The 12,515-nt window shown below is 32.7% G+C and carries 11 protein-coding genes and 3 pseudogenes; 8 read left to right on the forward strand and 6 right to left on the reverse strand.

What is annotated here, in order from left to right; genetic code table 11:
* Nucleotides 1-31: 31 nt before the first annotated feature.
* Nucleotides 32-448, reverse strand: a complete 417-nt coding sequence (locus ACZZ95_RS18830) for a hypothetical protein (protein WP_463470202.1) — start codon at nucleotides 446-448, stop codon at nucleotides 32-34.
* A gap of 145 nt (nucleotides 449-593) precedes the next feature.
* On the opposite strand from ACZZ95_RS18830, the gene ACZZ95_RS18835 reads away from it, so the two are divergent.
* The gene (locus tag ACZZ95_RS18835; protein WP_463470203.1) at nucleotides 594-1,823 is read left to right on the forward strand and encodes a multidrug effflux MFS transporter; all 1,230 of its coding nucleotides are present in this window, start codon (nucleotides 594-596) and stop codon (nucleotides 1,821-1,823) included.
* Between the two features lie 134 nt (nucleotides 1,824-1,957).
* Here the strand turns inward: ACZZ95_RS18835 and ACZZ95_RS18840 are convergent.
* The 4 genes and pseudogenes from ACZZ95_RS18840 to ACZZ95_RS18855 all read right to left on the reverse strand — a co-directional run bounded on the left by ACZZ95_RS18840 (nucleotide 1,958) and on the right by ACZZ95_RS18855 (nucleotide 7,112).
* Nucleotides 1,958-3,225, reverse strand: a pseudogene (locus tag ACZZ95_RS18840) (NAD(P)/FAD-dependent oxidoreductase).
* Nucleotides 3,226-3,307: 82 nt separating this feature from the next.
* Nucleotides 3,308-4,643, reverse strand: a pseudogene (locus ACZZ95_RS18845) (DEAD/DEAH box helicase).
* A 284-nt stretch (nucleotides 4,644-4,927) separates the two neighbouring features.
* Nucleotides 4,928-6,469 (reverse strand): annotated as a pseudogene (locus ACZZ95_RS18850) (DEAD/DEAH box helicase).
* Between the two features lie 109 nt (nucleotides 6,470-6,578).
* A complete protein-coding gene (locus ACZZ95_RS18855; protein ID WP_463470204.1) occupies nucleotides 6,579-7,112 on the reverse strand; it encodes a DUF6155 family protein in 534 nt (177 codons plus the stop codon).
* 105 nt (nucleotides 7,113-7,217) lie between these two features.
* Between ACZZ95_RS18855 and ACZZ95_RS18860 the strand changes: the two genes are divergently transcribed.
* Together ACZZ95_RS18860 and ACZZ95_RS18865 are read left to right on the forward strand one after the other, a co-directional pair.
* Nucleotides 7,218-7,502 carry a DUF3817 domain-containing protein gene (locus ACZZ95_RS18860; protein WP_095951210.1) on the forward strand — a complete coding sequence of 95 codons (285 nt, stop codon included), beginning with the start codon at nucleotides 7,218-7,220 and terminating at the stop codon, nucleotides 7,500-7,502.
* The gene (locus ACZZ95_RS18865) at nucleotides 7,495-8,751 is read left to right on the forward strand and encodes a mechanosensitive ion channel family protein (RefSeq protein WP_463470205.1); all 1,257 of its coding nucleotides are present in this window, start codon (nucleotides 7,495-7,497) and stop codon (nucleotides 8,749-8,751) included. Before ACZZ95_RS18860 ends, ACZZ95_RS18865 begins: the two co-directional genes overlap by 8 nt.
* A gap of 730 nt (nucleotides 8,752-9,481) precedes the next feature.
* Here ACZZ95_RS18865 and ACZZ95_RS18870 read toward each other — a convergent pair.
* Nucleotides 9,482-9,856, reverse strand: coding sequence for a hypothetical protein (locus tag ACZZ95_RS18870; RefSeq protein ID WP_463470206.1), 375 nt, complete (start codon nucleotides 9,854-9,856; stop codon nucleotides 9,482-9,484).
* A gap of 70 nt (nucleotides 9,857-9,926) precedes the next feature.
* Between ACZZ95_RS18870 and ACZZ95_RS18875 the strand changes: the two genes are divergently transcribed.
* The 5 genes from ACZZ95_RS18875 (at nucleotide 9,927) to ACZZ95_RS18895 (ending at nucleotide 12,451) form a co-directional block, all read left to right on the forward strand.
* Nucleotides 9,927-10,334 (forward strand): glyoxalase, encoded by a 408-nt coding sequence (locus ACZZ95_RS18875; RefSeq protein WP_463470207.1) that lies wholly within the window; start codon nucleotides 9,927-9,929, stop codon nucleotides 10,332-10,334.
* An 8-nt stretch (nucleotides 10,335-10,342) separates the two neighbouring features.
* Complete coding sequence (locus ACZZ95_RS18880) at nucleotides 10,343-10,810, forward strand: hypothetical protein (RefSeq protein WP_463470208.1); 468 nt, start codon at nucleotides 10,343-10,345, stop codon at nucleotides 10,808-10,810.
* A 43-nt stretch (nucleotides 10,811-10,853) separates the two neighbouring features.
* Entirely contained in the window at nucleotides 10,854-11,399 is a 546-nt protein-coding gene (locus ACZZ95_RS18885) for a Crp/Fnr family transcriptional regulator (RefSeq protein ID WP_463470209.1), read from the forward strand.
* Nucleotides 11,400-11,510: 111 nt separating this feature from the next.
* Nucleotides 11,511-11,867 (forward strand): hypothetical protein, encoded by a 357-nt coding sequence (locus ACZZ95_RS18890; protein ID WP_463470210.1) that lies wholly within the window; start codon nucleotides 11,511-11,513, stop codon nucleotides 11,865-11,867.
* Nucleotides 11,813-12,451, forward strand: coding sequence for a zinc-binding dehydrogenase (locus tag ACZZ95_RS18895; RefSeq protein ID WP_463470211.1), 639 nt, complete (start codon nucleotides 11,813-11,815; stop codon nucleotides 12,449-12,451). The genes ACZZ95_RS18890 and ACZZ95_RS18895 overlap by 55 nt, the downstream gene beginning before the upstream one ends.
* The last annotated feature ends 64 nt before the right edge of the window (nucleotides 12,452-12,515 follow it).

Here is a 12,515-nt window from a genome sequence, read left to right on the forward strand (position 1 = left end):
ATTATGATGCTTTTTCTAAGTTTGATAAAAATTATAATTTTTTCAAATAAACTGATTTTCCGTTTAATGAAACTTCAATTTGATTTGTTTTTTCATTAAAAGTTGTTCTCAGAGCATTTCCGTTAAATATTGTAACGTCGCCGTATACGTGGCCAGCTTCTGTTGAAACGTAATCAAATACTACTTTTTTGTTACCAGGTTCGATTCCTAGTTTGTAACTCGAAAATTTTGTTCCTCTTAAATCAAAATCTTGCTGTGAGTCAATAACGTTGCCGTCTGCATAGAAGTTGGTTACAGACTTACTCAAAGTAATATCAGGATAATACTGATTTACTTTTTTTAAGAGCTCGTATTGTCCAGTACTAGCCTCTTCTTGTTTTGAGGTGATAGTTTGAGCAAAAGAAAGAGATGTAAATAAAACTGCTAATAGTAAAAGATACTTTTTCATATTTTTTTAAATTAAAGATTAATAAATAGTTACGCCAAATTGTTTTGGCAATAACTTTAATTTATTGTTATAAACTCCTTGAAGTTATACAACAAGGTATGAAATCTTTACCTTTGCACGAAATTAAAAGCCTTTTTTTAAGATAATGACAACAAAAAAATATATTCAGCTTATCCTTATTTTAGGATCCTTAACCGCTCTAGGTCCTTTTTCTATTGACATGTATCTGCCTGGTTTCTCTGGAATTGCTAAAGATTTAAATACAACTGTGGCAAAAGTTTCTATGAGTTTATCCAGCTATTTTATCGGAATTTCAGCTGGACAGTTACTTTACGGACCTTTATTAGATCGTTTCGGACGTAAAAAACCTCTCTTTATTGGTTTATTAGTCTACATATTAGCTTCTTTAGGCTGTATTTATGTGGGTGATATTGATTCCTTTATTTTGCTTCGCTTTGTTCAGGCTGTTGGAAGCTGTCTCGCAACTGTAGCTTCTGTAGCAATGGTTCGTGATTTATTTCCTGTAAAAGATATTCCAAAAGTATTTTCACTTTTAATGCTTGTTGTCGGACTTTCGCCAATGCTGGCGCCAACAATTGGCGGTTATGTTACTGAAGATTTGGGCTGGCACGCCGTATTCTTTATATTAATGTGTATGGGAGTTGTAATTTTAATTGCTTCACAAATTGGACTTCCAAATACGTATAAACCAGATACTTCAATTTCGTTAAAACCCAAACCAATTATTACTAATTTCTTAGCGGTTTTAAAAGAACCTCAATTCTATACCTACGCGTTTACAGGTGCAATAGCCTTTTCGGGATTATTTTCGTACGTTGCGGCTTCGCCAATCGTATTTATGGATATTTACAAAGTTGACGCCAAAACCTACGGATGGATTTTTGCTTTAATGTCAGTAAGTTTCATTGGTTCTAGTCAGTTGAATTCGATGTTATTAAAAAGATTTTCCAGCGAACAAATGATTTTTGGTGCTTTAATTTCACAATCTTTTATCAGTATAATATTTTTGATATTAGCTTTAAATGATCTTTTAGGATTATATGAAACGATTGGAATGTTATTTTTATTCCTAGCCTGTTTAGGAATCTCAAATCCAAATACAGCAGGACTAACGCTTGCTCCTTTCGCTAAAAACACAGGAAGCGCATCTGCTTTAATGGGAGCAATTCAATTAGGATTAGGGGCTTTGGCTTCTTTTGCAATTGGTGTTTTCGTAAAAGATTCTGTTGCTCCAATGGTGGCAATTATGACAACTACGACAATTACAGCTTTTATTATCTTAAATATCGGGAAACGCTTTATAAAAAACAAAGTAGAGCTTTCTGATAGCGATGATGTTATGATTGGTCACTAGGTGATTGAAATTCCAATTTTTAAAATTCCAAATTCCAATAAAAAAAGCCAAAATCTTTAGATTTTGGCTTTTTTTATAGTATACATCCAGCATCCGTTGGAATTTGGAATTTAAAAAATTTGGAATTTAACTTTTTAACTTTGTCGCCTTTTCTCAGGTCGAATAATCATTCTGAGAGATTGATCTTTTGCGAAATACGCAACCATCCAGTTCCAAAATGTATTTAATCTGTTTCTGTATGTTATAAGCGAAATTAAGTGAATAAACAACCAAATGACCCAGGCAAAAAATCCTTTAAAATGCCATTTTGGACTTGGTAAATCAACTACAGCTTTATTTTTTCCAATAATTGCGATAGAACCTTTGTCATTGTACGTAAAAGGTTTTAAAGGTTTGTTCTGAGTCAGAGCTTTAAAGTTTTTAGCTAAGTTTAATCCTTGCTGAATAGCAACTTGTGCTACTTGCGGATGTCCGTCAGGGAAATTTTTATCGCCTGCTAAAATGGCTGTGTCACCAATAGCATAAATATTTTCTAATCCGTTTACTTTATTATATTGGTCCGTTGCCATACGTCGGTACGCGACCGTAACTTTCTTTCGGAATTCCTTCAAAAATCTTTGCAGATACTCCGGCGACCCAGATTAAATTTTTAGTTTTAATAGTTTCGCCACTTTCAAAAAACACCGTATCATCTACATAATCTACAACTTTAGTGTTTAATTTTACGACAACACCCAATTTGGTCAATGCTTCTAAAGTATCTTTTTGAGAATCTTTACTCATTGGAGCAAGTAAAGCATCTCCTCCATCGACTAAATAAACATTACTAGCAGATGTATCTAATTCTGGATATTCTTTTAAAAGAATGTTTTTTCGCATTTCTGCAAACATTCCAGAAACTTCAACTCCTGTTGGTCCTCCTCCAGCAACTACGATTGTTAATAATTTACGTCTTTTACGCATATCTTTACAAATCGTCGCTTTTTCAAGATTTTTAAGCAATGTATTACGCATTTCGATGGCATCATTTAAGGTTTTCATCGGAATGGCGTTTTTCATTACGTTTTCCATACCAAAATAGCTGGTTTCAGCTCCGGTTGCAAAAACTAAATGATCGTAAGTCAATTCGCCGTTGTTTAAAACAATTTTATTTTCAGAAGGAACAACAGATAGTAATTCGCCTAAACGAAACTGCAGATTTTTTTTTACCTGCAAAAAACTTTCTAAACGGATAACTAATGCTCGAAGGCTCTAAAAAAGCCGTAGCAACTTGATATATAAGTGGTGGAAAAAAGTTATAATTATTCTTGTCTACAAGTGTTACTTGTAATTGAGGATGGTTTACAAGCTCTTTTGCCAGATTGATTCCTGCAAATCCACCTCCTATAATGACGATCTTCATATATGTTGTTAATTAAGTAGGATTATAAAATAATTCCTTATAAATGTACAACTTTAATATACAATGACAAAAGTCATATTTATTACTTTTTGAATTTTTTAACAGGTTTTTCAACTATATCGATTTTGTTCTGCAAAATATAATTGGCCATTAATTTCTCGATTAGTTCTTCTTTTGTTAAGTGATGAAAAACTGTCTTTACTTTTGTTTTTAATTCGGAAGTAATTTCATGATTTGGTTTCGTTTTGAAGATTTGTTTGGCCCACAAAAGCATATTATTTTCTTCAAGACTTGCTTGCAGAAGGTTTTTTAAACTCTAAAAATTTAATTCCTAATTCTTTTTCGAAATCAGCAATTTCAGCGGCTTCTTCTTGTTGTAATACGGTTAAAGAAAGTCCCTTTGCTCCTGCCCTTGCGGTTCTTCCGCTTCGGTGAACGTAATTTTCATAAGTATCAGGAAGGTGATAATTAACGACATACGATATTTCTTTTACGTCTATTCCTCTCGTGACCAAATCGGTAGCAACCAGAATATTGATGTGTCCTTCGCGGAATTGCTCCATAATTCTATCACGAATTCCTTGTGATAAACTTCCATGAAGTGCTCCAGAAGAAAACTTATTTATAGCTAAATTTTTAGCCAGTTTATTAACTGCGGCTTTTGTTTTACAGAAAATAATACCGCGTTCTCCATCTCTTGAATTTAAGAAATGCATCAAAACTTCTAATTTCTCAATCGGATCAACAACAATAAATTCGTGATCAATTCCTTCGTTACCAACAGTTTCCATATTGGCACTTACCTGAACTACATTTTTTTTCAAATAATTCTGAATCAGTTGTTTGACGGTTCCTGGCAGTGTTGCAGAAAATAATAAAGTGCGATGCTTTTTCGGTAATTCAGCAACAATTTCGTCTAAACTTTCTTTAAGAATGGCAACCATTTCATCGGCTTCATCCAAAACTAAATATTCAGTCTGTTTTAGATCAACGGCTTTACGGCGCATCAAATCGATTAAACGTCCTGGAGTTGCCACGACAATTTGAGCACCTTCTTTAAGTCTTTCAATTTGAGGTTTTATTGGAGTTCCACCGCAAACTGACGCAATAGATATACTAGGAATATATTTTGAGAAATCTTCTAAATTTCTAAAAATCTGCTGTCCAAGTTCTCTTGTCGGAACTAAAATTACAGCCTGAACTGCAGTTGATTCTGGATTGACCAATTGTAATAATGGTAATCCAAAAGCGACAGTTTTTCCTGTTCCTGTTTTTGCTAAACCCACCACATCGTGGCTTTCAGACAATAAAAGCGGAATTGTTTTTTGTTGAATTTCAGTTGGTTCAACAATATTTAATTCGCCTAAAGCTTTTAAAATTGGCGCTGAAAGTCCTAATGTTGAGAATTGTTTAGACATAAGTTATTTTAGATTTTAGAGTTCTGATTTTAAATTTCTTTGCAGACTCAGATTTAAATGATTTTTTTGAAACCTTCTTTTATTTCTATTTAGTAGTTTTATTTGTCAGTCCTCGAGAAGACAAATTGAAACTAAAAATCTTTGTCAAAGTATAAAACTTTGACAAAGATTGTTTTTTTATTTCTATTCCTGCAAGGTTTTCAAAACCTTGTAGGTCTATTTTTGAGTATTTATATTTAAATTCATACCTACAAGATTTTGAAAACCTTGCTGGAATCTCAGAATCAATCCGGTTCATTCATGATTTTCTCACGATATTTTTTACCGATTAATAACGTTAATCTTAATTTATAATCGTCTACAAGCCATTCGCGGTAATTTTTACTACATTGGCTCAAACATTTAGAATAACGTTTAATACGATCTTCAATATCATCATCAAGTTCTTTTGCCAGTGATTTTGCTTCTTGCGGCGTTTCTGTGTTATCTACACACATGCTCGAATGTCTTGCTCAAGCGATTTGTCTAAAACTACTTTTGAACGAAGATTTTGTTTGATGATTAATTTGTGTTCTTCATCAACATCAAAACTAACATCGGCAGTTTTGCTGAATTTCGCACGCAATTCTGGAGGCATACTGTATTTGAAATACAACTCGATTTCGTGATCATCACGCAGGTTTTCAAGATAAAATTCTGGAGATTTAAAAATATCGTCGCCAATTTACAGGATCGCTCCATAGACCAAAACGTGCGGCATTATTTCCTAAATCAATAACCGTAAAATCATCTTTTCCAGGAAGTTTACGAGAACCGCGTCCGATCATTTGGAAATAAAGCGTCAAAGATTTCGTTGCTCTGTTCAAAATAATCGTTTCTACAGTAGGCTCATCAAAACCAGTTGTCAAAATTCCGACAGAAGTCAAAATAGCATCTGGAGTCTTTTTAAACCATTGTAAAATGTCTTTACGTTCTTCAGAACTGCTGGTGTTATCAAGGTGTCTAATATCGTAACCTGCTTCTCTAAACGTTTCATAAACATATAAAGAAGTATGAATACCATTATTGAAAATCAACGTTTTCTTTCCTAAAGAACGCTCTGTATACGCATGAAGCAGTTTTTCCTGCATCAAAGTATTCGTATACAAATCATCTGATGATTTTACTGTATAATCACCATTAATACCTACTTTTAATGAAGTTAAACCAACATCATAACTATAAGTAGTTGCTCTTGCCAAAAATCCTTTGTCAATTAAAGATCCAATTGTATCACCAACAATAAGTTCGTTATAACTTTGGTGCATTGGTAATTTTATATTAGAACTCAAAGGCGTTGCTGTTACTCCAAGAATAAAAGCATTTTTAAATGAGTTTAATAATTTACGAAATGAATTGTAATGCGCCTCATCAATAATTACCAAACCAATATTATCCAGATGAAGTTTTTCATCATTAATACGGTTTTTTAAAGTTTCAACCATTGCCACGAAACAAGAAAACTCATTCTGATCTGGCAGTTCTTTTACTTTACTATTGATAATTTTGTTTGTAACACCAAAACCTGTCAACATCTTTGAAGTTTGTTTACAAAGTTCGATACGGTGCGTTAAAACAACCACTTTTTTATCATTATGAGATAAATAGCGGCGAACGATTTCAGAAAATATTACTGTCTTTCCTCCTCCTGTTGGAAGTTGATACAATAAGTGGTGTTTTGAAGGAGCATTATCTAAGCGTTCAAAAATGGCATCTATATCACCTTTCTGATATGCATACAGTTCTTTTTTCTCTTCTCTTTCTATTTCTAAAGTGTTTTGAGACATTGTTTATTTTTGGATTTTTGCAAAAATACACCGAAAAAACAGTTATTCATCTTAATTTAACCTAAAATAAATGTTTTTTTTAAACTAAGATTTTTTATGAGAGAGGGTTTTAATAGTCGATTTTCTCCAAAATGGCGACAAAATCGTACTTATTTTTCCATTTTTGGTCAACAGTTTCTTGCTGAACAGCATTAATTCGCAATTTAAATTCGTTAAAAATACCATTCGAAACTATAAAATTCACTGCCTGCTCGAACGAATTAAAGACACTTTTGTAAAACAATTCTGTCTTAATGAAATTTTGTGAAGAATAGGTCTGTGCAATTTCAATATTATACAACATAATATCGGCCACAATAAACGAATCTACCCCAAGCATAATAAAATGTTTGATTAGTTTTTGAGCAACAGATCTTCGCATTTTGGCTTTTGGACGCCATTTTGCCCCAGGTTTCTTAATTGGGAAATATTCATGCGAAATTTTAACTTTTGCATCCTGAAGCAATTTGTCTTCTTTGGGATTAAAAACAAAGTCATAATAGACTTTTACGGGACTAAATTTTTCATAGAGTTCAATAAGCTGTTCCTCTAACTGCTCTTTTGTTAAACCTCCTAAATATTTTTTTAAATCTCTTTTACTCATTATCAAAACTTATGATTACAAAAATAAATTACTTTCTTTATAAATACTTCAAAAACCAACGATATTACTTAATTTTGCGGGTTTAAAAACTTAAAAATTTCATACATGCTCAAGATTTTCAAAGTTACTGCAATTTTAGAAGGAATCTCTTATTTAGTTTTATTTGCTAATATGTTGATTATCAAAAACAATAATCCTGAACTTTACCACACTTTACTGCGTCCGTTAGGAATGACACATGGTGTTTTGTTTATTGGATATATTATTTTGGCTTTTTTATTGAAAAAATCTCAAAACTGGGATTTAAAAACTTTCGGAATCATCCTGATTGCTTCCCTTATTCCGTTTGGAACTTTTTACATTGAAAAGAAATACTTAGCAAATGCATAAGCTTTTGGATAAAATTTTCAATTTTTTATATCCCGTTTTTAGAGATTGGGGAATGAGCCGCAATTTTGCGTCTTATATTAGCCTAATCTTTAATATCGTTATTTTAATAGCACTGGCATACATAATTTATTATGCGACCAAATTTTTACTGGTAACGCTGACGGCAGTTTTTGCACAGCGGACCAAAACCAAGTTTGACGATTATTTAATCCAAAACAAAACCACTAGATATACCGCTTATTTAATTCCGTTTTTCTTTATTTATAAAGCCGTTCCAATTATTTTGGATAAATACGAATATTGGGAATTAATGTTCGGAAAAATAGTCGGCGTTTATATTGTATTGCTTGGATTATGGATCGTTCGAACGGTATTTAATTCATTACGCGATTATTTAAAACAAAAACCAGAATACAGCGATAAACCAATTGATAGTTTCGTTCAGGTCATTATGATTGTGCTTTGGATTTTTGGAGTTGCGCTTATTATTTCGACTTTATTCGGAGTCAAAAAGGGAGAACTTTTAACGATTCTTGGAACACTTTCGGCTATTATCATTTTGATTTTCAGAGATACTATTCTTGGATTCGTTTCCAGCGTTCAAGTTGCGATAAACGACATGGTGCGTATTGGAGACTGGATTACAATGGATAAATTTGGTGCTGATGGAGATGTGATCGAAATCAACTTAACTACTGTAAAAGTCCGAAATTTTGATAATACCATTACCACCATTCCTACGTATGCCTTGAGTTCAGATTCTTTTCAGAACTGGCGCGGTATGCAGAAATCAGACGGAAGACGTATTAAAAGACATGTTTTAATAAAAAGCAGTACGATTCGTTTTCTAAATGATGATGATTTGCGGCAATTGCGAAAAGTACAGCTTATCACTGCCTATATTGACAGCAGGCAAGCAGAAATTGAAAAATACAACGATCTAAGAGGTGTTGATAAAACACTTTCGCTAAATGGCCGTAATATGACCAATTTAGGTTTGTTTCGAAAATATATCATGCAGTATTTGACGGATCATCCGGGATTGAACAAAAACATGCATATTATGTGCCGACAATTACAATCTACAGCGCATGGAGTTCCGTTAGAAATTTATGTTTTCTCGAGTGATAAACGCTGGGCAAACTACGAATATATAATGGCCGATATTTTTGATCACGTTATGGCTTCTGTAGCTTATTTTGGTTTAGAAATATTTGAACTTCCGTCTACAATTGGGAAATTGGAATAAAATAATTTTTGGTTTAAACCTTAACTTCACCGTAAAGTTCGCAAAGCTTTTTTATGATTTAGAGAATTCTAAATTTAGAAAAGCTTTGCGAACTTTTTTTGAATCTGCTTTTAAAGGAAACCTTGCGTGCTGTGTCCACGGTCTACGGTTTTTTTAGAAATTCATAATTTGTTTCTGATTCCGATGTGTCGCCAGATTGGCTCTGTAGAGAGGCACTGCAGTGCCTCTCCGCAACGTTTTTCGACAAAGATTTGTCACATTTTGTTGTCGATATACTGAATGTAGACGCACTGCTGTGCGTCTCTACGATATACTGTTTTGTTAAAAATTCGAAATTTGTTTCTGATTCCAATTTATCACATTCTGTTGTCGATATGCTGGACGCAGACGCACAGCAGTGCGTCTCTACGATATACGGTTTTGTTAAAAATACGGAATTTGTTTCTGATTCTAATTTGTCACATTTCGTTGTCGATATACTGCATGTAGATGCACTGCTGTGCGCCTCTACGATATACGATTTTGTTAAAATACGGAAATTGTTTATGATTTCAATTTATAACATTTTGTTGTTGATATGCTGGATGTAGACGCACTGCGGTAAAAAATAAACGCACTTTAAGTCAAACCTGAAACCTGAAACCTGAAACCTGAAACCTGAAACAAAACAAAATTTTAAACCTCCTCCTACTCCTCTATTTTCTCAAAAACAAATTCTGAATTAGTATATTCAATTGGTACGCCAGGAACAAAACACGGAAGATTGAAATACGTTCCAATAACTCCTTTCCCAAGAAAAAAGTTTATTGTCTTTCTTTAAGAGCGCTATCGGTACTCTCTTCCAGCTTCCGCCAAAAGAAATATAGTGATAATCGCCTCGAAGCGTGTCGCCTCTTAAATCACCTCTTACGTCTCCAGAATCTTTTCCGTAGCCATAACGTGAGATTTCGTAACGGCCATAAAAACGTTTGTAGTTCATATGAATATCGAAAACGGCAGTATCTTTATTATTTACAGCTCGATAGAAAGCATGATTGTATTTGTCTTTATCTACTTTTGAATTACAAGAAACTATGAGCAGGCAGAGAAATAGAAATAATCGCATATTTTTATTTTATAAAAAACAAAAATAGGTTTTTACTGTGGGATTATTTATTTAACTTTAAAGAAAAAACATGGCAGATAGAGACACTTTTTTAAAAGAATTCAGAGGCGAAACTTTAGGAACTGTAAGTGCTCAATCTTCTCTAGATGAGATCTTTCAAAATCAAACCATTCGACCTATTTTAAAACTGCAAAATGACTTATTTGTAGCGGTTTTCATTAATTATGTCAATAAAAACAAACCTGACTTTTATTCGTATTCTGTCGACAAGAAACTGCAGACAATCGAAAATTCCATTCAAAAAGATATTAAGTTCAGAAATTCCCTTAAAGGAATTGTAATGGCACTTTTCACCATTCAAGAATACGATACTTATATTCAGAATTCTTCCAGCTTAAACAAACGAATGATGAATTTGTTGATTGACCGCTTGAAAAATCAGGTGCAGTTGTTTGAAGTGGAATCTGATTCTAAGTAATTTTTGAAGTGGAAATAGAAATTGTTGAAAATAAGAAGCAAAGTTTATATGTTTATAAATCAGATGAATTATTGTTTTATTCTACTATAAAATTTAATTGGCTGAAAAAGAATTTGATTAAAATTTTTGATTCTAACAATGAGCTTATTTTAGAACTTCAAAGTCATGTAACTCCCTTTAGATCTACGGAATATAAAATTTTATTTCAAAATATAAAGATTGAAAATATTACAAATGACTTTCTTAGTTTTGATGAAGATAAAATCTTGAAGAACATAAAAAGTGATTTTTTGACTTTTAATAGAAATTCAGTCTATTTGTATAATGGAACTAAAGTTGCTGAAATAAAGCAAAAGTTATGGGAATCACAACAAAAGATAATTTTGAATATAGATGAAAATTTTTTAAGCTTTTTAAATTTCATTATTATTCATATTTTATCAACAAAAACTGGATATAATTCTAGTTCAGATTAATAATTTATTTTAAATGTTCAACAAATTCCGAAATAAATTCCCCTTGACCGACGAAAAGTGGAACGAATACATCTGCTATTTCAATAGAATCGAAGTTCCTGCAAAAACGACTCTTCTAGAAGAAGGTGAAATTTCGAAAAAGCTTTTTATAATCGAAAAAGGCTGTATTCGGGTTTGGTCCAATCACAATGGAAAAGATTTGACTTCTCAATTCTTTTTCGAAAATCAAAGTGTGGCTTCTATCGAAAGTTTCATGAAAAAATTCCCAAGTCCGGTTTTTGTTGAAACGATTGAACCTTCAGTTTTATGGTGGATCTCTAAAAATGATCTAGATAAAATCATCGAAGAAATTAAGGAAATTCCAGAATTAAGGGACCGATTAATTGACATGCTTTTTCAAAGGACATTTGATTATATGAAACACTTTTTTTCTTTCATAAAAGACTCCCCTGCTCAGCGTTATCTCAATTTAATTGAAGAAAAGCCTCAAATTGTTCAAAGAGTACCGCAACATTATATTGCATCTTATTTGGGTGTGAGTACGGTTCACTTAAGCCGTATTAAAAGTAAATTGGTTCAAAACAAATAGTGTATTTTATTTGATAACAAATGTTATCGTCTTCCTGCAAACAGCTGTCTAATTTTGCTTTATAAAATTTAATAATTATGAAAGCAAGCAGTAGTTTATAAAAAAGGCGAATTGCCACAATATGCAGAATTTCCAGAATCAATTGCGTCAAATGAGAACGAAGTTTTACTCTCTGTTAAAGCCGTTTCGATTACAAATTTCGATAAAGGAATTGCGAGCGGACAACATTATTCTTCGGAAAATGAACATCAAAATGGATTTATTGTCGGCAGTGATTGCGTTGGAATTTTAGAAAACGGAACAAGCGTTTATGCCCGCGGGATTTCTGGAACAATGGCTGAAAAAGCTTTGGTAGAGAAAAACAGAATGGTTGTTTTGCCTGTCGGAATTGATGACGCAACGGCAGCAGAGCAATGCCAAATGCAGTTGCAGGTTCGGCAATGGCGCTTCGATTTAGAGCTGGAATAAAACTTGGAGAAACCGTTTTAATAAATGGAGCAACAGGATTTACGGGGCAAATGGCGATTCAGATTGCCAGACATTATGGAGCAAAGAAAATAATCGTTACGGGAAGAAATGAAAAAGTACTTCAAAGTCTTGTAGAATTGGGTGCTGATGAAATAGTTCCCCTAAAGCAAAGCGAAGAATTAATTATTTCTCAGCTCAAACAAATTCATCAAAATACTCCAATTGATATTGTAATTGATTATTTGTGGGGACGTTCTGCAGAACTTATTCTTTCTGTTTTAAAAGGAAATGGAAATTTTACTCCCAAAACAAGATATGTCTCAATTGGTTCTATGTCTGGAGATACAATTCAATTATCAGCCCAGATTTTAAGAAGCGTCGATTTACAATTGTCTGGATCAGGTTTAGGAAGCTGGACAAAAGAAGAAGTAAAATTGCTATTTTTAGAAATACTTCCTGAAATGTTTCTTTTGGCTTCTAAAAATATACTAAAAGTAAATATTGAAAAAGTGAATCTCTCTGATATCGAAAAAAATTGGAATGCCGAAGTTAGTGATGGAAAAAGATTAGTTGTTTTGATTTAATTTTTTAAACACATAGTTGCATAGGTTTTAGAATCAAAAAAAGTTTTACTCATTTAAACACATT

It is taken from the genome of Flavobacterium sp. AC267 (genome assembly GCF_979258715.1).